24 protein-coding genes and 1 pseudogene are annotated in these 23,572 nt (G+C 31.5%); 15 read left to right on the top strand and 10 right to left on the bottom strand.

What is annotated here, in order from left to right:
* Together F7B34_RS02195 and F7B34_RS02200 are read left to right on the top strand one after the other, a co-directional pair.
* A pseudogene (locus F7B34_RS02195) lies at window positions 1-338 on the top strand (hypothetical protein); the annotation flags it as partial.
* Window positions 339-376: 38 nt separating this feature from the next.
* Window positions 377-694 carry a hypothetical protein gene (locus tag F7B34_RS02200; protein WP_292460010.1) on the top strand — a complete coding sequence of 106 codons (318 nt, stop codon included), beginning with the start codon at window positions 377-379 and terminating at the stop codon, window positions 692-694.
* 77 nt (window positions 695-771) lie between these two features.
* On the opposite strand, the gene glyS is transcribed toward F7B34_RS02200, so the two are convergent.
* The 5 genes from glyS to F7B34_RS02225 all read right to left on the bottom strand — a co-directional run bounded on the left by glyS (window position 772) and on the right by F7B34_RS02225 (window position 6,864).
* A complete protein-coding gene (gene glyS, locus F7B34_RS02205; RefSeq protein ID WP_292460012.1) occupies window positions 772-2,499 on the bottom strand; it encodes a glycine--tRNA ligase in 1,728 nt (575 codons plus the stop codon).
* Window positions 2,500-2,574: 75 nt separating this feature from the next.
* The gene (locus tag F7B34_RS02210) at window positions 2,575-3,459 is read right to left on the bottom strand and encodes a triphosphoribosyl-dephospho-CoA synthase (RefSeq protein ID WP_292460014.1); all 885 of its coding nucleotides are present in this window, start codon (window positions 3,457-3,459) and stop codon (window positions 2,575-2,577) included.
* Between the two features lie 158 nt (window positions 3,460-3,617).
* Window positions 3,618-5,222, bottom strand: coding sequence for a COG1361 S-layer family protein (locus tag F7B34_RS02215; RefSeq protein ID WP_292460016.1), 1,605 nt, complete (start codon window positions 5,220-5,222; stop codon window positions 3,618-3,620).
* 22 nt (window positions 5,223-5,244) lie between these two features.
* Window positions 5,245-6,387, bottom strand: coding sequence for an RND family transporter (locus F7B34_RS02220; RefSeq protein ID WP_292460018.1), 1,143 nt, complete (start codon window positions 6,385-6,387; stop codon window positions 5,245-5,247).
* Window positions 6,388-6,402: 15 nt separating this feature from the next.
* Window positions 6,403-6,864 carry a GbsR/MarR family transcriptional regulator gene (locus F7B34_RS02225; RefSeq protein ID WP_292460020.1) on the bottom strand — a complete coding sequence of 154 codons (462 nt, stop codon included), beginning with the start codon at window positions 6,862-6,864 and terminating at the stop codon, window positions 6,403-6,405.
* A gap of 223 nt (window positions 6,865-7,087) precedes the next feature.
* On the opposite strand from F7B34_RS02225, the gene F7B34_RS02230 reads away from it, so the two are divergent.
* From F7B34_RS02230 to F7B34_RS02255, 6 genes are all read left to right on the top strand, one after another.
* Window positions 7,088-7,705 (top strand): orotate phosphoribosyltransferase-like protein, encoded by a 618-nt coding sequence (locus F7B34_RS02230; protein WP_292460022.1) that lies wholly within the window; start codon window positions 7,088-7,090, stop codon window positions 7,703-7,705.
* A 187-nt stretch (window positions 7,706-7,892) separates the two neighbouring features.
* Window positions 7,893-8,978 (top strand): glutamine amidotransferase family protein, encoded by a 1,086-nt coding sequence (locus F7B34_RS02235; RefSeq protein ID WP_292460023.1) that lies wholly within the window; start codon window positions 7,893-7,895, stop codon window positions 8,976-8,978.
* A gap of 159 nt (window positions 8,979-9,137) precedes the next feature.
* The gene (locus F7B34_RS02240; protein WP_292460025.1) at window positions 9,138-10,670 is read left to right on the top strand and encodes a glutamate synthase-related protein; all 1,533 of its coding nucleotides are present in this window, start codon (window positions 9,138-9,140) and stop codon (window positions 10,668-10,670) included.
* A gap of 63 nt (window positions 10,671-10,733) precedes the next feature.
* Window positions 10,734-11,507, top strand: a complete 774-nt coding sequence (locus tag F7B34_RS02245) for a hypothetical protein (RefSeq protein WP_292460066.1) — start codon at window positions 10,734-10,736, stop codon at window positions 11,505-11,507.
* Window positions 11,508-11,620: 113 nt separating this feature from the next.
* Window positions 11,621-12,694: a Coenzyme F420 hydrogenase/dehydrogenase, beta subunit C-terminal domain gene (locus F7B34_RS02250; RefSeq protein WP_292460027.1), complete on the top strand. Its 1,074-nt coding sequence runs from the start codon at window positions 11,621-11,623 to the stop codon at window positions 12,692-12,694.
* Window positions 12,695-12,770: 76 nt separating this feature from the next.
* Window positions 12,771-13,349, top strand: a complete 579-nt coding sequence (locus F7B34_RS02255) for an RraA family protein (protein ID WP_292460029.1) — start codon at window positions 12,771-12,773, stop codon at window positions 13,347-13,349.
* A 2-nt stretch (window positions 13,350-13,351) separates the two neighbouring features.
* Here the strand turns inward: F7B34_RS02255 and F7B34_RS02260 are convergent, their stop codons facing one another.
* Window positions 13,352-15,232: a molybdopterin biosynthesis protein gene (locus F7B34_RS02260; RefSeq protein ID WP_292460030.1), complete on the bottom strand. Its 1,881-nt coding sequence runs from the start codon at window positions 15,230-15,232 to the stop codon at window positions 13,352-13,354.
* Window positions 15,233-15,357: 125 nt separating this feature from the next.
* Here F7B34_RS02260 and F7B34_RS02265 point away from each other — a divergent pair, with 125 nt between their 5' ends.
* From F7B34_RS02265 to F7B34_RS02280, 4 genes are all read left to right on the top strand, one after another.
* The gene (locus F7B34_RS02265) at window positions 15,358-16,341 is read left to right on the top strand and encodes an ADP-ribosylglycohydrolase family protein (RefSeq protein WP_292460032.1); all 984 of its coding nucleotides are present in this window, start codon (window positions 15,358-15,360) and stop codon (window positions 16,339-16,341) included.
* 165 nt (window positions 16,342-16,506) lie between these two features.
* On the top strand, window positions 16,507-17,649 hold the full coding sequence (locus tag F7B34_RS02270; RefSeq protein ID WP_292460033.1) for a DUF515 domain-containing protein: 1,143 nt from the start codon (window positions 16,507-16,509) through the stop codon (window positions 17,647-17,649).
* 4 nt (window positions 17,650-17,653) lie between these two features.
* Window positions 17,654-18,478, top strand: a complete 825-nt coding sequence (locus F7B34_RS02275) for a hypothetical protein (protein ID WP_292460034.1) — start codon at window positions 17,654-17,656, stop codon at window positions 18,476-18,478.
* Window positions 18,479-18,487: 9 nt separating this feature from the next.
* Window positions 18,488-18,883, top strand: coding sequence for a class III signal peptide-containing protein (locus tag F7B34_RS02280; protein ID WP_292460035.1), 396 nt, complete (start codon window positions 18,488-18,490; stop codon window positions 18,881-18,883).
* 68 nt (window positions 18,884-18,951) lie between these two features.
* Here F7B34_RS02280 and F7B34_RS02285 read toward each other — a convergent pair whose 3' ends face one another.
* Window positions 18,952-19,866, bottom strand: a complete 915-nt coding sequence (locus F7B34_RS02285; protein ID WP_292460036.1) for an AEC family transporter — start codon at window positions 19,864-19,866, stop codon at window positions 18,952-18,954.
* Window positions 19,867-19,870: 4 nt separating this feature from the next.
* Window positions 19,871-20,335, bottom strand: a complete 465-nt coding sequence (locus F7B34_RS02290; RefSeq protein ID WP_292460037.1) for a phosphopantetheine adenylyltransferase — start codon at window positions 20,333-20,335, stop codon at window positions 19,871-19,873.
* Between the two features lie 165 nt (window positions 20,336-20,500).
* Here F7B34_RS02290 and F7B34_RS02295 point away from each other — a divergent pair, with 165 nt between their 5' ends.
* From F7B34_RS02295 to F7B34_RS02305, 3 genes are all read left to right on the top strand, one after another.
* Entirely contained in the window at window positions 20,501-20,956 is a 456-nt protein-coding gene (locus F7B34_RS02295) for a peptidylprolyl isomerase (protein WP_292460039.1), read from the top strand.
* A gap of 105 nt (window positions 20,957-21,061) precedes the next feature.
* Entirely contained in the window at window positions 21,062-21,631 is a 570-nt protein-coding gene (locus F7B34_RS02300; RefSeq protein ID WP_367116332.1) for a peptidylprolyl isomerase, read from the top strand.
* A 132-nt stretch (window positions 21,632-21,763) separates the two neighbouring features.
* Complete coding sequence (locus F7B34_RS02305) at window positions 21,764-22,849, top strand: formate--phosphoribosylaminoimidazolecarboxamide ligase (protein WP_292460041.1); 1,086 nt, start codon at window positions 21,764-21,766, stop codon at window positions 22,847-22,849.
* A 38-nt stretch (window positions 22,850-22,887) separates the two neighbouring features.
* On the opposite strand, the gene F7B34_RS02310 is transcribed toward F7B34_RS02305, so the two are convergent.
* Together F7B34_RS02310 and albA are read right to left on the bottom strand one after the other, a co-directional pair.
* The gene (locus F7B34_RS02310; RefSeq protein ID WP_292460043.1) at window positions 22,888-23,070 is read right to left on the bottom strand and encodes a hypothetical protein; all 183 of its coding nucleotides are present in this window, start codon (window positions 23,068-23,070) and stop codon (window positions 22,888-22,890) included.
* A 176-nt stretch (window positions 23,071-23,246) separates the two neighbouring features.
* Window positions 23,247-23,516, bottom strand: coding sequence for a DNA-binding protein Alba (albA, locus tag F7B34_RS02315; protein WP_292460045.1), 270 nt, complete (start codon window positions 23,514-23,516; stop codon window positions 23,247-23,249).
* Window positions 23,517-23,572: the final 56 nt, after the last annotated feature.

Below are 23,572 nucleotides of genomic sequence, written 5' to 3' on the forward strand. Positions count from 1 at the left end.
CACAGCATAGCCATTATGTGATAAGCGGAACTTCAACAGATGGAACAAATTATGCCACTGATGAGCAGATAAAAAAATGTGTTGAACTGGCGGAAAGTGCCAATAAAAAAGCTTATGTGGTTCCTGCTGATGTTTCATCCTCTGTTGCAGATATAAACAGTCCTTTTGTTGCTATCATGGTTGCAGGAATTATTGATGCATGTAAATTAAATGAAAGATTTAAACTTCCTGAGGGAGTATTTAACGAGGCTATATTGGATACTATTAAGGCGTTTAAGAATGTAATTGAAGAATATGGGGGAATTCCAATAAATGCCCCCCATATGAAAAATTTTTAGAACAGATTAAGAATAATTTGCCTGAAAATATAGGTAGCATGGCATCATCTAATATATCGTCACCCACTGCAATTATAACACATTATTTTGCCATCACCATAGCCGCAGGAATTATTAAAGCGTGCAAATTTAACTCTAAATTAGAGATGCCTGAGTATATCATCAGAGAAAATATACTAAATGCCTTTGGAGCATTAGAATATTCAATAAATAGGCATGATATTAACGAGGTCTTGAGGCAGATGCACCTAGAAGTTTTGGCAAAATCTACAAGATATAGCATGAAATTAAATGATGAACCTAGCAGTATCGTCCATTCAGCATTAAAAAATTTAGAAGATTATAAAATAAATTAAATTTTATGTAAGTGGGTGGTAGGTTATTTAACTTAAAGTCTTATTTAAAATACTTTTATATCGGATGTATTTTAATTTTAGATGTTTCTTTTGATATAATCTACAACTTCATCAATTTTAATTCTTATCTGTTCTCTTGTATCTCTATGTCTTATTGTAATAGTTCCATCCTCCAATGTCTGACCATCAACAGTAATGCAGAATGGAGTTCCAACTTCATCCATTCTCATATATCTTCTTCCAATTGCTCCGCTGTCATCATATTCAGCAATTATCCCATTTTTTCTTAGGTTATCCTTTATTTCCATGGCGATTTCTGGCATACCCTGTTTATTAACCAATGGGAATACTCCAACTTTTACAGGAGCTACTTCTGGTTTTAACTTTAAATATGTCCTATCCTCTTCCTCATTGTAGGCATGCTCTAAAAGACAGTAGGTAATTCTGTCGATACCATAGGATGGTTCAATTACATGAGGCAATACTTTTTCTCCGGAGATTTTCTTTTTAGTTTTATTTATTTTTAAATAGTCGTTTAGTATCTCAAACTCCTTATCTTCGATTGTTAATATATATTTTCCATTTTCATTGAGCTCTTTTACCAATTTTTCTATTTCGCTATTGTCCATGTTATTTAAGGTATTTTCAACGAGCTTCATATCTTTTTTGAATACCTTTCCAACGACCTTATAGTTTAATTCAATATCGTAGGTTTCAATTTCTTTTGGTTTATCGTATTCTACGAAAACACTTAAATCCACACCACTGTGGTTCATGTGTGCCTTTAAGTCATAATCTGTTCTATCTGCAATACCTACACACTCAATCCATCCAAATCTATCGGTATATATTTCTGCATCCCAGCAGTCAATTGCATAGTGTGCCATTTCATCTGGAAGGTGTTGTCTGAATCTCAATCTGTTTATATCGATACCTATGTCCATTAAAAATCTCTTTGTAATTGCTACAAAGTATGCTATGGTTTCATGCCTTATTATTCCTTTTTCCACGGCATCTTTTAATGACATATTTACTACTTTTTCCTCCGAGCTCAGTGTTTCATCCATTTGCCTATCTGCTGGAAGAAGTGGTATTATGTCATTTTCCACATCCTTAAATCTCTTATGGTTCTTTATTTTAGGATGAACGAAAAATTCTGCCTCAGCCTGTGTAAATTCCCTTAATCTAATAACACCCTGCCTTGGAGAAATTTCGTTTCTGTATGATTTACCAATTTGTGCCACTCCAAAAGGAAGTTTGTTTCTGAAAAAACTTGCCAATCTTTTAAACTGGATGAATATTCCCTGAGCAGTCTCTGGTCTCATGTATCCTGTTCTCTTTCCTCCCGGACCTATTGAAGTCAAAAACATTAAGTTGTATTTTTTAACATCTCCAAATTCGCCACCACATTTTGGACATCTTATATTGTGTTTTTTTATGAGCTCATTTAATTCTTCAAGTGTTTTTCCCTCGGTGTTTATGTTAATATTTTCCTCAATAATGTGGTCTGCCCTGAATGATTCCAAACATTCCTTACATTCTACCATCGGGTCTGTGAAGTTATCAACATGTCCAGATGCTTTTAAAACCTCGTATGGTGTAATAGTTGGGCTATCTATCTCGTAAAATTCTTCGTTTATGATATAGTGCTTTCTCCATGTGTCAATTATATTGTTTTTTAATATCGTTCCAAGTGGTGCATAATCTACAAAACCTGCTATACCACCATATATTTCAAAGGAGCTCCATAGATAACCTCTTCTTTTAGCTAAATCCATTACTTTTTCATACTTATCTTCGCTCATTTAATCACCGTTATAAAATTTTAAATTAAAAATAGTTAAAATAGATTGCATATATAATTTACTAATTATTTATTTTTACCACAATATAGTATCATTTTTATCTATCCTATCCAATAAAAATATCATCAATGAAGACGCCACTAAATCCGCCGTAGTCCCTGGATTTAATTTGTTTCCTTCTTTTGATAGGAATTTATCAAACTCTTCAATATCTTCCTTTTTAAATCCTTCATCAAGTATGTTTTTTGCCATTTCTGAAACCATTTTTGAGGTATCCAAATCTTTTTTTCTGGCTATTAAAGTATCTGGATGCTCGGATAAAATGCTTAAAAATGTTTTTGTTGTTGCCAAATTTATGTTGTTGTATTCGTTATAATATTCATTTAATAGATTGTATCCTTTAAATGATATATTAAATCCTTCTGCCCATTCCTTTGAAATGCTGTCCCATGTGGAAGATATTTTAAAAACATCATACAATGTTAAATTTTTTTCTATGAGTTCCTGTTTTGCATCATTTTTCTGAGCGTCGGGACCTTCTTTTGGTGGGTTTATATTGGGTATTGCTATTTCAATAGCCTCATAAACATTCACTGCATCATTTACTGTGGTATTTTTTGTTGTGGATATTATTTCTTTTTTTAATGTATTTTCATCAAATTCATCAATTTTCCCTGAGCTCATGGCAATAGGTATATGCAACATTATTATTCCTAAGTTTGCATTAGTTGGAGACCATTTTTTTGACTCAATTACTGCCAATTTTATGTATTTTCCAATATCTTTGTTATCCTGACATGCCTCATAAACTACATTTCCAAATGCTATGCCGGAGCTCAGAAAATGGTGGTATTTTATATCGTCGTATTCTCTGTTTCTATGAACATTTCCGGGTTTAAAACTGCTAACTTCCAAACAGCAAGCTATTTGTGAAGCTTTCATTATATCGTAGGGATTCATCCTTTCACCATGTTAATAAAATGAATAATGAATAAATTTATAAAAATCTAATAAAAATAATTAAAAGAAGTTTAAAAAAGTTATGTTTTTATAAAAAAATAATGGGAAAAATAAAGTTTTTTAATTTTATTACTTTTATTTATTATTTATTCTTCTTATCATTCATCCTTATTTTTTCTCTTATAGTAGTATAATCCAACAATCACAAGAATAATCATCAATCCAATTCCAAAAGGCAAATAACTTGTGGAGTTATTTTCAACCTTAACTTTTATGGATTTTTGGGTGATATATACATTATCGTCCCCCTCATCTTTATCACCAACTGCCCTTATCTCAACTGTAATGATATAATCCTTAGCAACTGCGTTTTTATCCACATCGATAACAATAGCCCCGGTTCCATTTTCCCCGGGTTTTAAAGTCCCTACGGTATCGCTTTTTGTCGGGTAGTCAAATGGTTGAGCTGAGTTTTTAATTGCAGTAATTTTTACATATTCTGCTTTTTCATTTCCTGCGTTTTTAACATGAATTAATAGGGTGTTTTCAGTTCCTGCTTTTAAATCATATTCTTTTGGGATAATTTCCAATATTGGTTTAGGTTTGATATATATATCGATTGTTTTTGTAATGTTGTGCTTTTTATTGAATATGTCCAAATATTCTATTTCTATTGGAATCTTGTAATGCTTAGGTGGTGCGTTTTTATCCACATCGATAGTAAAACTTACCTCTTTACTTTCACTACCTGATAGTGTTCCAATATCTTTATAGTTTGCATTACTCCAACTGTCTTTAAATGGATATTCGGTTTTAAGATGGACATTTATATCCTTTGCCTCACCGTGTCCGTTGTTTGTAATGGTTGTATCTATTCTTACATAGGTGTCTCCTGGTTTAATTTCTTTTGGAGTTGTAATTACATTGGATATTCCCAATAAAACATCCCCTTGAACTAAGAGACCAATGTTTATATTTTCAGTTTTTGGTGTTCCATCCTCATCTATCCATGATACTGTTGCAGGAATTAAATATGCTCCTTCGGGTGTTTTTTCATTTGCATATAATTTTAAATTTATAATTTTTCCTTCATTTGCTTCAATGCTCCCAACATAGAATTTTGTAGTATCTATTGGTGATATACAATTATTTCCACCTATCGTAAGAGTGCATTGCTTTGCAGTTCCCGTTCCTTTGTTATATAGTGTAATAGGAATAATTTTTGTCTTTGCAGGAGTTAGTGTAATATTTTCTGCATTTATCTCAAAATTTGCTATTCCATATACATGTAAATAGTATGGCTTTGTCCATTCATAGTGCCTAGTTATATCCTCTCCATTTTCATTTTCAACTTCATCGTATGATACTTTTACATCGATTCTATAATCTCTTGATGGTGCATTTTCATTTACATGAAGTTTAAAATATGCCGTATCACTTTCACCAGGATTTAGATGAGATATTGTATAGGTTCCCTTTATGGAATTCACCTGCTTTATTTCAAATGGATAATGTGGCGTAATTGTTATTCTTATGTTCTTTACATTATTGTTATAATTGTTGTTTGTTATTTTAAACCATAAATCCACATCATCCCCTGGATGAATATTTAATGGTTTATACTGGGGATTATCAACCTGCAATGCATAAACACCTGATATTACTGAGGATATCAGTATTGATGAAAATACTGTTATGGCAATATATTTTTTAATGTTTAATTTTTTTATATTTATTTTTACTTTTATTTTTGATAAATCCATATTTCCACCTTTTTATAGTGAATTATTTAGTTTTTTTAAAAAATGGAATAATATACCGTTCTTCAATTATAAGCATTGCTGGAAGTAGTGCAATTACAGAAATCATACAGAAAAATATACCCAATGCACATACCTTTCCCAAGTTAGCCATCATAGGAAGTGGGGCAAACACAAGTGCAAGAAAACCAACCACTGTTGTAGCTGTTGTGGCAAATACTGCGGTTCCTGTGCTCACAACTGCTGTTTCTATGGCTTTATCAATGGGTACATTGTTTTTCCTTTCTTCATTGTACCTATGCATAAGGTGAATTCCATAATCTATACCCATACCAAGAAGTAAAGAACCTATACCTGCTGTTGCCATATCCAAAGGGATTCCTATTATCCCCATAGCTCCACCAGTCCATATCACTGCAATCAACACAGGGATAAGTGGCATGATAGTAGATAGTGGTTTTCTAAAATATAGAAACAGTATAAGTAATACTCCAATTCCACCAATTATTGTCGTAAAGGACTGACTTTCCGTCATAAGTTTATACAATAGTTCACGCATTGGGGGGGTTCCCGTGCATACCACCTCTACTCCTGGGGGCGTTGGTGAATCTTTAATTCTTTCATGTACATCATCCATTACTCTAAGAAGTTTGTTTTGGTCTCCTCCTGCATCGGTATATGCATTTATTATTAACATAGTATATTCTGGATTGAAAACTTCACTTTTTTCTTCGTCATTGAGAGAATTGTATATTTCCTTTACAGTATCTATATCATTAGGAACTTTTCCATTATTTTTTTGAAATATTATGTCCACAGGTGAACTTATTTTCGTAATCCCATCGATTCCATTTAAATTTTCTTCTAAAAATTTTACATAACTCAGAACTCGGGGGTCCCGTATATCTTCCACTTTATCTGGACTATCTGAGGGTTTTAATTTTATACAAATTGTAATTACATCAGTTCCTCCAAAATTGTCCCTAACTTCATATAATGTTTTTATAACTGGGCTGTCTTGTGGAAGCATTTTTTCAAATGCCGTTTGAGTTTTTATATTTGTTGCTGCCAATCCCGCAAATATCGTAATTATTAAAACAATAGCTACCATTACAAACGGTTTTTTTTCTGAAAAATTGGCAGTCTTTTTTAAAATTTTTTCAAGCATTTTACCACCAAAAAACTAATATTTATCATTTTTATCTATACTTTCAAGCACATCCAATACTTTTTTTGACAAATCTCTCATTTTTTCAATATGACTGAGTTTTTTGGATATGAGCTCCTTTTCATCTTCATCAGATTTTTCTTTTAATTCTATCAATTTATCGCAGGTTTTTGATATAACATCATATTTCTTCTTTGCTATGTCTTTGAAGGAAGAAAAGCCGTCCACTGATTCATAATAGTTTTTTCTTTCTCCTTTAATCCATACCTTTTTTATAAATCCCAATTTTTTAAGCTTGTTTAAATTCATACTAACATTCCCCTTGCTTATTCCCAATTCATTCATTATGTCATCTATGCACAGGGGTTTGTCTGCCAAATAAACTACTGCATAAATTTCTCCAACAGACTTACTAAGACCGTGAATTTTTGCAATCTCTGAAAATAATTCTATTACTGTTTTTTTTAATTCATCCATGGGCTCACCGTTTTCTATGTGGTATTATATATTTTATATTTTCATTTTGTTCAAAATTTTTTGAACGTTTTGAATAATAGTGAATAGTATATATAAAAGTTTCGGTAGATATCAAAAAATTTAATCATTAAATATTATGAATATAATAATATAATAAAATAATACAAAATTAAATAAATAATGAAATATAATGTATATGGGCTAAAAAGATTATGGTGATATCATGAAAAAAGATTTTATACTAAAGGCACTTAAATTAAGGGATGTAGGTTTTACAACCGCAGATATTGCAGAAGAATTGAATATATCCGTGGATACTGCACTTTATTTAGTGTTAAATGGTGAAAAACTTTTAAAAAAACCAGAAAAGCAGATTGAAGAAAAAGGTAAAAACATAGATATATTCGTAGAATGGGACAATGTTAAGATTTCGTCAAAGCGATTAAAAAACATAGCTTTAATAATGTGCGATATGTTGAAGGATGTGGAATTTGATGCTATTGTGGGCATCTCCACAGGAGGGGTCCCATTGGCAACATTGATATCTGAGGAGATGGATAAAAATTTCTCAATATATATCCCTAAAAAACATCTTCATAGTAAAAATAATAGCACAGGATTTATAGGGCATAACTATCCAAGCATCGAAGGTAAAAATGTTGTAATTGTGGATGATGTGATGACATCGGGAAATACTATGAAAGAAACTATAAAATATTTAAAAAATGTTGGAAATCCAAAAAAAGCTGTTGTAATAATAGATAAAAGCGGAATAAAAGAAGTAGATGGCATTCCAATAAAGGCATTATTTAGAGTAGGAACTGTTGAATTGGAAGAATAATTTCTCACATATTATAACATACTGATACTGATAAATTAGAATATGCATTAATAAAATGGTAAAATATATAAAAATGATGACCATATATCTATTCAAATTTTTAAAATTTTTCAATACATTATTTAATAAACTACATAAACTACATAAAATGACTTTTTTATATTTATAACTCAAATGGAGGATTACCATGTGCGGAATTATTGGTTTTATGAGCAGAAAAAAAAGATTGATAAGTGGAGATAGGATAGCCATAGCACTGGACAGCCTAAAAGAAAGAGGAAATGGACAGGGTTCAGGTTATGTAGGATATGGTATATATCCAAAGTTCAAAGACAGTTATGCCATACATGTTTTTTTGGATAATGTACCAAATTACGACGAAATAAGAGAAAAAGTAAAAAACACACTGGAAAAATATGGGTATGTCCTTAAAGACGAGGAGATTCCAACAAAAGAAGGAATCTTAGAAAAAGAGCATATACCATGGAGATTCTTCTATGATTTTGATGAAAAATACAGGGATATTGAAGAAGATACCATGGTAAAAATTGTTATGGAAATTAACGATAAAATAGACGGGGCATTTGTATTTTCAAGTGGTAAGAACTTAGGGGTATTTAAGGCATCAGGATGGCCAATGGAAGTAGCGAAATTTTACAAGCTAAATGAGTATAAAGGATATATGTGGTTATCACATGCGAGATACCCCACAAATACAAGAGGGTGGTGGGGAGGAGCTCACCCATTCAACCTATTGAATTGGTCAGTAGTCCATAACGGAGAAATTACAAGCTACGGAACAAACAAAAGATATGTTGAAAGTTTCGGATACAAATGCAGAATGCTAACGGATACAGAGGTTGTAGCATATATATTTGATTTATTGATAAGAAAACACAAACTACCTGTTGAGTATGCATTGAATGCCATATCTCCAAAATTCTGGAAGGAAATAGACAACATGCCAGAAGAGGAAAGAAAAATCCATGAGGCAATTAGGATGACATACGGCGGTGCAACATTAAACGGTCCTTTTGCAATAATTGTTGGCACCCATGAAGGAATGATGTTTATGAACGGAGATATTGAAAAGGAAAGTGCCATGGTAGGTTTAACAGATAGAATAAAACTTAGACCACTTGTTGCTGCTGAAAAAGATGATTTAGCATTTGTATCCAGTGAAGAGGCTGCTATAAGAAAAATATGTCCTGAATTAGATAAGGTGTGGATGCCTGACGCAGGAATGCCTGTGATAGCAAGGATTGAAAAATAAAAATATTAAAAATAATAAATAAAATTAATTAAATTAAAAATTAAATTATTTTTTAAATGGTTAATTAGACGATTTACAAAACTCTTAGAGTTTTATATTCTACGCTCATGTGTGAGCTCTGATACGATAACGAATAAAAATAAAAAAAGGAGTGAAATCATGATACCTTCAACAGTTCCACCAAAATACAGAGTTGAAGTTAATCCCGATAGATGTATGTTGTGTGAGAGATGTGTAAAAGAATGTTCATGGGGAGTTTATAGAAGAGAGGGGAATAAAATTATAACATACTCAAATAGATGCGGTGCATGTCAAAGATGTGTTTCAATGTGTCCAAGGGATGCAATAACAATTCATGAAAACCCGATATGTTGGAGAGAGCATCCATTATGGACAAAAGAAGCAAGGGAAGATATAATAAACCAATCCAGAACAGGTTGTATATTGTTAAGTGGTATGGGAAATGCAAAAGAATATCCTATTTACTACGATAAAATCGTTTTAGACGCTTGTCAGGTTACAAATCCATCCATAGACCCATTGAGAGAACCTATGGAGTTAAGAACATATATAGGCAAAAAACCTAAAAAATTAGAATTCGATTTTGTTGAAGAAGAAATTGATGGCAAGAGAATTAAAAAGGCAAAATTAAAAACCAAAATTGCTCCAAACTTAAAGTTGGAAACACCAATAATGATAGCCCATATGTCTTATGGAGCTCTATCATTAAATGCCCATAAAGCCATGGCTAAGGCTGTTAAAGAATGTGGAACATTTATGGGAACAGGAGAAGGAGGACTGCATAAAGCTCTTTATCCTTATGCAGACCATATTATTACACAGATAGCAAGTGGTAGATTTGGAGTTAATGAAGATTATCTTTCAAAAGGGGCAGCTATTGAGATAAAAATTGGCCAGGGAGCAAAACCTGGAATTGGAGGACACCTTCCAGGAGAAAAAGTATCCGCTGAGGTTTCAATGACAAGGATGATTCCAGAGGGTAGTGATGCTATTTCCCCAGCTCCGCACCACGATATTTACTCTATTGAAGATTTAGCACAGCTTGTAAGAAGTTTAAAAGAAGCTACAAGATGGAAAGTTCCAATATTTGTTAAGATTGCTGCTGTTCATAATGTTGCAGCTATTGCAAATGGTATAGCAACATCCGATGCTGATGCAGTTGTAATCGATGGATTTAAAGGAGGAACCGGAGCTGCTCCTAAGGTATTTAGGGACAATGTTGGAATACCTATTGAAATGGCTATTGCAGCAGTTGATAAAAGATTGAGGGATGAAGGCGTAAGAAACGAAATAAGTATTATAGCAAGTGGAGGAATTAGAAACTCCGCCGATGTATTTAAATCAATAGCACTTGGTGCAGATGCCGTCTATATTGGAACAGCAGCAATGATAGCAATGGGATGTAGGGTATGTGGAAGATGCTACACAGGACAGTGTGCTTGGGGTATAGCAACCCAAAAACCTGAACTCGTGAATAGATTGGATGTTGAAGAAGCTTCTAAAAGGGTTGCAAACCTTATAAAAGCATGGACTCTTGAAATTAAGGAATTGCTTGGTGCAGCAGGAATTAACTCTATTGAAAGTTTGAGGGGAAACAGAGATAGATTAAGAGGTGTAGGATTAAACGAAGTGGAGTTAAAAGCACTGGGAATTAAGCATGCAGGATTGTAAGACCATTTATCATTATTAGTTTAGAGTTATAAAGGTGAAAAAATGGAAAAGGTCAAAGAAAATATGGAAGTGATATTGGATGCAAAAGACCTTGAATATAGGGAATTAAACGAAAAAATCCACAAAATACTAAATGAAAACCCGAATGTAAAAAAAATCATTTTAAAAAATGTCTTAGGTCAAAGATTTATAGGAAATGGAATTCAGAAAAAAGGTTTAATTATTGAAATATATGGGGTTCCTGGTGGAGACCTTGGAATGTTCATGAATGGTCCTACAATTATAGTTCATGGCAATACAGACCATGCACCTGGAAACACCATGGATGATGGTAAAATTATTATTCATGGAAGCGGAGGAGATGTAACAGGACATTCAATGAGAGGAGGAAAAATATTTGTAAGAGGTAATGTGGGGTATAGAAGCGGTATTCACATGAAAGAATATAAGGATAAATTCCCTGTATTGGTTGTTGGAAGAACTGCTAAGGACTTTTTAGGAGAGTATATGGCAGGAGGAATCATAGTTGTATTAAATATTGACAATAAAGGAAATGATTTAGGTAAAATTAAAGGAAAAATGATTGGAACAGGTATTCATGGCGGAAGCATATATATTAGAGGAAAAATCGATGAATCACAGCTTGGAGTGGCTGCAGATATTAAGGAATTTACAGAAGAGGACAGGAAAAGAATTACTCCATATATTGAGGAATTCTGCAAAGAATTTGGTTTAAGTGATGAATTAAAAAATAAATTGATAAATTCAGAATATACTAAAATAGCTCCAATATCAAAAAGACCGTTTGGAAAATTATACACTCCTGATTTGAGATAAAAAAGAGAGACATGGAGAAAATAGAAAAAAATAAAAAAATAAATAGGCGAAAGAAAAAGAATAATGATAAGAATGTAAGAAATATGAAATAAGAAATAAAAAACGGTGGAATCATGAAATCATACTTAAATTTAAAAGAGGAAGTATGGGATAAGAATATATGTTCTGGATGCGGTGCCTGTGTTGCAGTTTGTCCTGTGGATAATATATACTTTAAAGAGGATAGCCCTGTAAAATTTGTATGTGATGAATGTGCCTGTATTATAGCACCTGTGGAAGAAATAGAACATCCTGTTTCTGCTGAATTCTGCAAAGTCACCCTTTACGATGTTCCGTGCGGTGCCTGTTATGATGCCTGCCCGAGAACAGAGAAAACTATTGTTCCTCCAATTGAAAAGGGAATTGGTAGAACGTTGAAAATATTAAAGGCAAAGTCAAAAATTGAAATAAAAAATTCCCAAAGTGGCGGTGTAGTAACTGCAATTTTAGCAAATGCCTTTGATGAAGATCTTATTGATGGAGCTATTGTAATGATGGAAGATAAATGGACAATGGAACCAAAATCTTATTTGGCCACATCAAAAGAGGAAGTTCTTAAATCATCAGGAAGCAGATATAACTGGAATGTTCCAATACTCAAAGTACTAAAAGAGGCAGTAATGGTTAAAAAATTAAAGAGAATAGCAGTTGTTGGAACTCCATGTGTAATGAATGCAGTTTATCAAATAATGGCATCAGATAATGACCTTTTAAAGCCATTCAAAGATGCTATAAGGTTAAAAATAGGTCTTTTCTGTTTTGAAACCTACGATTATGATAAGATGATGACAATATTGGAAGAAAACAATATAAATCCATGGGAAGTTCAAAAGATGGATATAGAAAAAGGTAAGTTGGTAATTAAACTTATGAATGGAGATTCTGTTGAGTTTAAATTAAAAGATGTGGAGCATGCTATAAGAGATGGATGCAAAGTATGTGGGGATTTCACAGGTATTACATCCGATATATCGGTGGGAAATGTGGGAACTCCTGAGGGATACTCAACAGTTTTGGTAAGAAATAAATGGGGAAAAGGATTCATCGACAGAGCTCATGATAATGGATATATTGAATTTGAGGAAGATGTAAATATGGATGCTGTTAAAAAACTTGTGGAATTGAAGAAAAAAAGAAAAAATAAGTAAATTGCAATTATAACACATACGCATAATAAAAACCATTATTATATTATTTTTTTAATAAAAACTGCAAATGATGTTTATGAGATTTTTAAAAGAAGTGTCGGTTCCAAACCTGTGTGATGCTGGTGCAAAGGTGTTAAAGGACATTAAACCTATAAATAAGAATCAAAAAATTATTTTTGGAGAGGCTATTACCGTAAAAACTACTTCAAATGACTGGGGAACTACTGTGAAGGCAATAAGCTATGGGAGAAATAAAATAATAGTGATTGATGCAGAAGGGGAAAAAACTGCAATATGGGGCGGATTGGCAACTTTAAATGCAAAGTTAAAAGGAGTAATAGCTGTTGTAATTGATGGAAGTGTAAGGGATGTTGAAGAGATAAATAATTTAAAATTTCCAGTATTTTCAAAATATAATGTCCCAAATGCTGGAAAACCGCTGGATATGGGAGAAATTAATGTCCCCATCGTATGTGGGGGAGAGCTTATAAATCCAGGGGATATTATTGTTGGAGATTGCAACGGTGTTGCAGTAATTGAAAGAAGTAAAATAAATGAAGTAATCGAAAATGTTAAAAAAATAAAAGAGAAAGAGGACTTAATAAAAAATAGGATAATGAGAGGTATGGATTTGAGAGATATTTTGAAGTTATAAATTTAGCACTTAAATATAATCTCTCCACAATTTTCAGGTTTTTTAAACGGTAGTTCAACTTTTTTAAGAGTTTCGATAAATCTTTTAACTTCTTCGTCTTCCAGCTTTTCTGATTTAATAAGGAAATCGTAATTCTCATCCCCTAGGGGTATAAATTTTAGCCTATATTTCTTAGCAATTGTTTCAATGCCTAAACCTATATCTACTTTTCCCATGGCAACAGCTGCACCAACAGCAGAGTGAGTTTTTGCCTCAATTTCATAGCCATTTATATCGTTTTTATTAATATTATTTTCCTTTAAAAATTTATCAAATAAAATTCTTGTCCCCGCTCCTTTATTTCTGTTTATGAATTTGTATTTTTTAATATTTTTCACAATATCATTTATACTATTTATGCCGAGTTCCTTTTTAAACATAAAACCCTGCCTTCTAATATATCCCCTACAAAGAACAGCGTTTTTAACTTTATATTTTTGAATAAAAGGAATATTGTATTCTCCATCATCTGCAAGTAAGTGGATGCCTGCAATATCTGCTTCCCCTCTTTTAATGGCCATCAATCCACCAAGGGAGCCGACATTTATCGTCTTTGCAAAAATATTTCCTTTTCTAAGTATCTCATCTATACCCACACAATGACTACCTATTATATTTAATCCAAATAATATATTTCCAAATAAATGAACCTCTACATTTTCATCTTCTAATATTTCTTTACTTTCGTCTATAACAACATATCCATCCGCATAAGTTAAGGATGTAATAGCACCGCTCCCCTTTGTAATGGGATAAACAACATATCCCTCATTTCCTTTAATAATTGACACAGGTAGGTATTCTGTCCTTCCCTTTGCGGACATATATCTAATTGGGAAATGACCTGTTATGGTCTTTCCCTTTTCATTAAAGAGAACATCAAAAATTGTTAGGCATGATGTTGGATATCCCGGAAGACCTACAATTAGTTTTTCTTTATTTCCAGAAGTTGATTTATGTTTTATAGTTCCTATGATTGTCGGTTTCCCCGGCTTTATCTTTATCCCATGAATAAGAACACTTCCTCCAAGTTCTTCTATTACATTTGCAGTTAAATCTCCAACCCCTGCTGATGTTCCACCGCTTAATATTACAATATCATTGTCGTCATCAATTGCATTTTTTATGGATTCCATTAAATCTTTTTTATTATCCTTAACAATTCCATAGAATTTAAAATTCCATCCCTTTTCCAATATCGAAGATGCAAGGGTGTATGTATTCACATCATAAATTTTGTAAGGTTTTGGAGATTCATTAGGGTTTATTAGTTCGTTTCCCGTTGATATCAACCCAATGTTAAGTTTCTTTTTAACTTTTATTTTATTTCTTCCTATTGCAGATAATGCCCCTATATCCCTTGGTGAAAGAATGGTATTTTTTCTCAATATGAGCTCCCCTACCATTATATCGCTACCGCAGTATTGGATATTTTCATGAGGTGAAACAGGCTTGTATATTTTTACAGTATCATTTTCTTTTTCAGTGTATTCTACCATAACAACAGCATTTGCCCCCTTTGGAATGGGAGCTCCGGTGGCTATTTCTATGCACTCTCCATTTTTAATTTCAACATCTGAAAATTCTCCAGCCTTTATACTATCTACAATTTTTAAGGTTATAGGTCTATCTTCCTCTGCATTATAGGTGTCCTCAGATTTCACAGCATATCCATCCATTTTAGACCTATCAAATGGTGGAACATCAACATTGGAAATTATGTCCTCTGCTAAAATCCTATTTATTGAGTTGAATAGATTAACTTCTTCATTTTCATATGATTCAATAACTTCTTTAACTATATTTTTTGCATATTCAATGTCGCAGAGCTCTAAGTATCTCAATATATCACCCATATAAAATAATATAATAAATTAAAATTAATTAAAATAAAATAAATAAAATAATTATTTTAAATTAAATTATATATTAATATCATATATAACTAATGTGATATTAAGGTGTTTTTATGGGTAATTATGAGCATGAGGACCATATATATAAAATTAAAATTCAAGGTTGTATATTTGGAACTGCAATAGGTGATGCACTAGGTATGCCATCTGAGGGGCTAACGAAAAATGAAATAATATCGAACTACGGAATAATCGATGATTATTTGCCCCCTAAAAACCATTTTAAAGATATATTAAATGCTGGAGATTATACCGATGATACGGAACAAACCATATGTTTAATAAAGTCAATAACAAAAGAGGGCTTTGATAAAAATCTATTTATAAAGGAGCTCATAAAATGGTACAGGAACAATCCTGTTGGAATTGGACCAACAAGTAAAAAAGCCATTGAGAGTTTAATAAATGGAAATTATAATGGCTTAAATTCAAAAACCTGTGGTGCGGCGATGAGGGTATCTCCCTTAGGGATTTTTTATTATGACAACCCCTATAAATTAAAGAATGCTATAATCGAGGCATCCAAAATAACCCATAACAATAGCGAGGCAATAGCCGGAGCTCTTGCAATAGGTTTTCTGGTTTCATGGGGTTTAAATAATAATTTAACTATGAATAATTCATTATCTAAATCCGTTAAAACCTTTCGATGTAATCACTCTAAAAATTTTATATCAAAACTTGCAGAATTTATAGAGGATATTTCAGAAGAATTTGCAGAAAAGATATTGATTATAAAAAAAATAAAAACCATAGAAGAGGGGTATGAACTATTTGGAACTGGAATGGATGCTATTGAATGTGTTCCTTCTGCTATTTTAACATTCTATTTAACAAATGATTTTAAAACTGGAATGATTAAAGCAGTTAATGCAGGTGGGGATACAGATAGTTTGGGATGTATGTATGGTGCTATTGCTGGCACATATTATGGCTATGGCAACATACCAAAAAAATGGATAAATGGAATCAAAAATAAAGACTATTTGATGAGTTTGGCAGATTACCTCCATAGTTTGAAATTCCAGAGATTTTAAATATTTATTATTGCAATAATTATTCATTTTAAATATAAATAAATATTTATAAATAATGCCAATTAATATATATTTATAAATTATATTGTTAAAAATATATGTCTTTAATATATGTCTTAGTATTGTTTCACGCCATTTAATGCAATGTTTGGAGGGGCAGATATCATGGTTAATGAGGATTTTGGCAATAAATTAAAAAAATTGAAATCAAAAACTAAAAGAACATCCGGAGATAAAAGTAAATATATAAAATATGCGTTAATTATTATAATATCAATAGGTATATTTCTCGTATTAAATATAGTATATAAAAACATGGAGATAAATAAAATCCAAGAGATGAAAACCTTTGAGAATAGCAAAAATATGGCAATAAATAGTATAAATCAAATGTTTTCCAAATATCCAAATGACCCAAATAAAATCATATATATTTCACAAATTAATGAAGCCAGTAACAGTAAAGAATTACAAGATATAGTAAACAGAGCAAAAAATTATATACTTTTTAAATCTTATAAAGAAGATGTGATTGCCTCAATAAAAACCACATATGGAAGATATTACGATAGAAGTTTCTATGCTAAATCATTGGTTGATAGAATAAATTCTGCTAAATCGCGAAATGAAGTTGATGAAATTCTTAAAAATAGCAATATTGAAGAAAATGCAAGAGAATATTATTTGAACGATATATTTAATAAACTATCTCTTGCAGATTATTTTAACGTTAAAATAGGAACTACGGAAAAACTCATGAAAAGAGAGGAGCTCTCAGAGTATGTAAAAAGATTGAGTTTGGCAGAGCTCAAAAATATAATAATAATACCGGTGTCTTTTGATAGGGTTACAATTGTTGTATCCGCAATACAGTGTGGTAAGATACCCTATGAAGGGGATAAAATACTAATATATGATAAAAGCAATGTTTCTAAAAAACCTATTGAAGGAATAGTTAATTCCTCTTATGTCATACTCAAAGATATATCCTACTCAGAAAAAAGAGATGTTTCAAGTAATTTAAATGATAATGGGGATTCCACATCGGCTTCAAGTTCTTCATCCATATCCTACTCTCTGAACAATCTTCCAGGGGTGTTGTATGCAACAGCCGCTGATAAACTAGATTATAACAAAATTAATGAAAAATTTGGTAGATATGGGGAAAAGTTAAACAAAATACAGTCAGATACGCAGATATTTGATGGAAGTGTTAAATATCTGTTAATACTATCCATCCCATCAGATTCAATATCAAAAATTATTTCATTGAAAAGTAGCAATGCCTATATTGTAAAGGCAGGGTGATGTTATGAAATATATTATTCCCATAATTTTTTTTATTGCAATTGTTCCAATCGGGTTTGCAGAAACAGCAATAGCTACAATGGATGGGTATTGGGCATTAACTGGTGAAATTACCAACTCCAATCCATATACTGTATTTGTGGCTGTGCCTGATAATATAGATTACACTGATAAAACATTAAAATCCTCAAACGACTTTTTAAAAGTGAGTTTGTCAGGCGATATTGTGGATAACCCCGATGCTGCGGTTTTTTACAATACTATATTGAATGGAAAAAGGGGATTTTGGATTCCACCATATACCACGGTAAAAATAAGTAGAGAAGGCATCTTAAATTATACGTTAAATATTGATGAATCTCAGGTAAATTACGATATTGCAGGTCCAGCATTGGTAGATACTACGAAGATTTTAAATTTAAAACAGGTATTTCCCATATATCAAAAAGGAATAATGCTTGATAATTTCAAACTCTATGTGAGAGGTTCGATAAAAAAATCAGATAATTCCGAAGTTATAAGTATGATTGTTCCAGCACCACTTGTTTTGAAAGACTATTATCAATTTAACAAAATTCTTGGAAAATATGATGTGGATGTTTGGGTGAGCTCATATAATGAATATATCAATAAGCATAAAAAAATGGCTTACAAGCAAAACCCCGACTTGTATAATGTCGATGATGCATTAGTTCCAAATATGGATGATAGTTTTGGCAGTGATATTAATTTAAAATTATTTGATGTGCCTGCAATGGTATTTACAACATCCGATAAACAACCAATAGATTTTGCATATGTTATGTATTGGGATAAAAAGTATAATTAGGTGTTTGGTATGAGGGGACAAATTTCTTTGGAATTTTCCATACTATTTTTAGCACTACTGGTTGTTGTAATAGTGTCTACAATGACTTCAGGCATGTATGGTTATAAAAAAACAGTGGAGGTATCATCTGCAAGTTTAGGTCATGCTGCATTATCTAAATTAAAAACCAATATAGATATGCTTTCCGTTGCAGATTCAGGTTCTAAAAAGCTAGTATATATAAAGTCTCCACCTGGAATATGGGTAGTTAATGGAACAAATATAACATTAAAAGGAAATGGATATAACTTAACTACAACATGCAGTATAAATTTGACTACCAACGAGATATATAAAACAAATTTAAGTGTAGATGCTGTATTATTAGAGAGAAATAAAAATAATATTTATATAAATTGGTCATAACGGTATGGTTTTAATATATATATTATTATTGCATATGTCTTGACCTATTCATTCCCTATCAATCTATTTTACAATATACTATTTAATATTGGTAACACCATCAAAGAAACCACCGTAGTTATGAAACATGCCGAAGCTACGAGTTTTACATCCAGTCCATAAAGCACAGAGAACACCAAGGACATCATTGCAGAGGGCATTGCAGATTCAAGTATTAAAACATTTTTATCCAATCCCCCTATTAAAAATATGGATGAAAGAATAAAGGCTATTAACGGAGCGATTCCCATCCTAACTATGGATGCTATTACTCCATAAATAGCACCGAATCTTGCAGAGCTCGGCGATAATGACAATCCAAGGGATAGCATAATTAAAGGTATTGTGGCATTTGACAGGTAATTCAGCGTTTTAATAAAAAACTCTGGAAAATTACCAAGGGATAATCCAAAAAATACAAGAGTTATACTTATAACACCAGTCATCAATGGTGGAAATTTTAGGAGCTCTTTTATTACGGACTTATCGCTATTTTTATTTTTTCCAAATTTTATACCGATGTATGTTCCAATTAATAAACTGGCAAAAACACTCCCCATGTCGCAAAATATTGCTCTTGTAAGTCCTTCTGTTCCATAAAATCCATATATTACAGGGTAACCTAAAAATCCAGTATTTCCTAATGCACAAACTAATATTAGACCCCCCAGTGATTGTTTATTTAGTTTTAAGAATCTTCCAATAAGATATCCTATAAACCCACAAATGATAAATGCTAAAAATATCAAAAAAGGAAGTTTTAAAAATTGAGGTAAATCCACAGGTGAAACATTTTTCATAATTGTTAAAAATATGGTTGAAGGCATTGCAATATATACTACAATATTGTTGAGTATTGTCCTATCGCTCTCTTTTAGAATATTAAAGTATTTTGATAGATAACCTGTTAATATTAAAAGAACTATTATGATCATTATATCCATAGTATTACACCATATTTTTATTTTTTAACAACCTTCCTTTTTCGTCTATTTCCTTATTTCTTATCCTTGTTGTAGATATTGGTTTTTTATCTTCACTTAATACATAATCATAAACCATTATTTCAAGGGGTTTTAGATTGTTTTTTGCCCTTATTTCATTTATTCGTTTAGCATTTTTTTCTGTTTCAGGAGTAACTACAATTATATCATAATCTTTTTTTAAGGTATCCCCATAGGCGTCGTCTATAACCAATATCTCGTAATTAATTTTATTGCCGTCAAGATATTTTTTTAAGTTTTTTAATCTAATATTTAGTGGATTTATGTTATGGGTTTTGTATGTTTTTGCAAATTTATCGGATGTTATACCCACATATAACTTTCCAAATTGTGAGGCATATTTTAGAAGTTTTTTATGACCTTTGTGAAGTATATCAAAAGTTCCGCCAACAACTACTTTCCTAAACATTTAAACACCAATATTATTTTATAATTTATATTATCAATTAAATTATACCATAATCATAATCATCGTAATATCATAACTATTATATCATATACAAAAACAAAAAATATATATAACATGTTATATTTAATTAATTTTATAAAAATTAAAACATAGGATGTGATTTTTTTGGTAAAAAAAGGCGATAAAGTAAAAGTTGATTACATAGGTAAATTAGAAAGTGGAGAAGTTTTCGATACATCAATTGAAAGTGTTGCTAAGGAAGAAGGCATTTACACACCTGAGAGACCATACGAACCTTTGGAATTTACAGTTGGCGAAGGACAACTTATTGAAGGATTTGAAGAGGCAGTTCTTGATATGAATGTGGGGGACGAAAAAACAGTAAATATCCCAGCAGAAAAAGCTTATGGACAGAGAGATGAAAAATTAATTCAGACAGTTCCAAAAGAAGCATTCGAAGGAGCAGACTTTAAACCAGAAGAAGGCATGATAATCCTTGCAGGTGGCGTTCCAGCTACAATTATTGAAGTTAAAGATAACGAAGTAGTTTTGGACTTCAATCACCAGTTGGCAGGAAAGGATTTAATATTTACAATAAAAGTTGTAGATGTTAAAGAATAATTTTAATTTTATATTATTTTAATTTTTTAAACAATAGCTATATATTAAACATTATTTTATTAATTATTATTTATTTTCTATATTGGATTATTTATCGGTGAAACAATGAAAAATTTAAGATTATCTAATTTTACAAAACTATCTATTATTTTTGGTAGTTTAATAATTCTATTAACGGTATTGTCTGGATGTATGAGCACCACTAATGCATCCAATGCAGTAGTTAAAAATGGAACAACAGTTTGTGTAGATTATATTGGAAAATTTGAAAATGGAACGGTTTTTGATACATCGATTAAAAGCGTTGCAATAAAAAATGGAATATACAATCCCAATAGGGAATATAAACCGTTGAATTTTACCGTTGGAAAGGGGCAATTGATTAAGGGCTTTGAAAATGCAGTAATTGGAATGCATGTGGGAGAAAATAAAACAGTCACTATTCCACCAGAGGAGGCATATGGCGTTAGGAACGATAAGTTAATAATACCTTTACCAATAGAGGCATTTAAAAATGCAAATATAACACCTATAGTTGGTAAGTATATATATGTTAAAGGAACTCCTGCTAAAATCATTAAGGTAAATGACACAAATGTGGTTTTAGATTTTAATCCACCACTCGCTGGAAAATCATTAATATTCACGATAAAAGTTATTAGTATTGAAAAATAATATTTTTATACCTTACTTTTTTGTTTTTAAAGCATATATAATGAATAATAATGGTAAAATATATAAATGAGCTTTATAAAACTATATTTATCTATTTTTCTTTCTCATTTCATATAAATCTCTGGTGAAAGAATGATTTCAAAGGAAGAAATTTTAAGCATATTTGAAGAATACAACAGGGATGAAATAACCATAGCCACTGTTGGTAGCCATACATCACTCCATATATTAAAAGGAGCAAAATTAGAAGGTTTTTCAACAGCAGTAATTACAACAAAAGATAGGGATGTTCCATATAAAAGATTTAATGTTGCAGATAAGTTCATTTATGTTGATAAGTTTTCAGACATATCAAATGAAGAAATCCAAGAGAAATTAAGGAAAATGAATGCCATAATTGTTCCGCACGGTTCATTTATTGCATACTGCGGACTGGATAAAGTGGAAAACGACTTTAAAGTGCCAATGTTTGGAAATAGAAAAATACTTAGATGGGAGGCAGAAAGGGATTTGGAAGGAAAGCTTTTAAAAGAAAGTGGTTTAAGAATTCCTAAAAAATACAACAGCCCCGATGAGATAGACGGACCTGTAATGGTTAAATTCCCTGGTGCAAGGGGAGGAAGGGGATATTTCCCATGCTCCACAACAGAAGAGTTTTGGAGAAAGATAGAAGATTTCAAGGCAAAGGGTATATTAACAGATGAAGATGTTGAAAATGCACATATTGAAGAATATGTTGTAGGGACAAACTACTGTATACACTATTTTTATTCTCCATTGAAAGACCAGGTGGAATTAATGGGGATAGACAGAAGATATGAAAGTAATATTGATGGAATTGTCAGGATTCCTGCAAAAGACCAGATGGAGCTCGGCATAGACCCATCTTATGTTATAAGTGGAAACTTCCCAGTGGTAATAAGGGAAAGTCTCCTTCCACAGGTATTTGAAATGGGAGATAAATTAGCAGCTAAGGCAGAAGAAATTGTGCCACCGGGAATGCTTGGTCCATTTTGTCTCCAGTCATTGTGTAATGAAAACTTAGAGCTTGTAGTATTTGAAATGAGTGCAAGAATAGATGGTGGAACAAACACCTTTATGAATGGAAGTGCATATTCATTCCTATACAATGGAGAGCCACTGAGCATGGGTCAGAGAATAGCAAAAGAGATAAAACTGGCATTGGAACTTGATATGGTGGATAAAATACTGTCATAAATCGATAAAATAATAAAAATATTTATTTTTTAATTTTTTTAATTTTCCAATTTTTCTTTTAACTTTTCATTTTCATTTTTTAATTTTTCATATAATTCTTTGTATGTATCTGGATTTAAACCACAGCTTTCAATGGAGGTTATGAGCTCTTCAAAATGTTCTTCGGTATGCTTTAAATTATGGAGTAGTTTTTTTATTTTTCTTTCCCTTTCATTTTCCATGATATCACCAAAGGTATATAATTTTTGGTAAATAATTTTTTATAAGTTATAAGTTATTTATTTATATCAATATTGAATATTTAATATTATTTAAATGTTATTAATAAATAATATATATTTGAAAAAAGTAATACTATAAAGAAAAATAAATTAAATAAAACTAAAAAAATAGGGAATTATTTGGATAATACTATTTCAATTGTGGATATATTGACAGTTTTTCCCTCTTCGTTTTGCACTTGGTCTGTGCCGAGCTTTATTTCTTCCACTTTAATGTTCGGTAAAAATCTATTTTTTACCATTTCTTCCACATCCACTGCTCTACTAATAGCTCTGCCTCTTGCCTTAATTTTGACTTTTTCTGCGTTTTCTGTGTTAAACTGGGTAATTACTGCAAGAACATAGTTCATTACACCTTTATTTCCCACATACACGGTGTTATTCATTATATCCCTCCTTATGATAACCTAAATATTGGTATAATAATATATAAACTTATCGA

This window comes from Methanothermococcus sp., assembly GCF_015523155.1.
Classification (GTDB): Archaea; AGJL01; Methanococci; order Methanococcales; family Methanococcaceae; genus Methanofervidicoccus.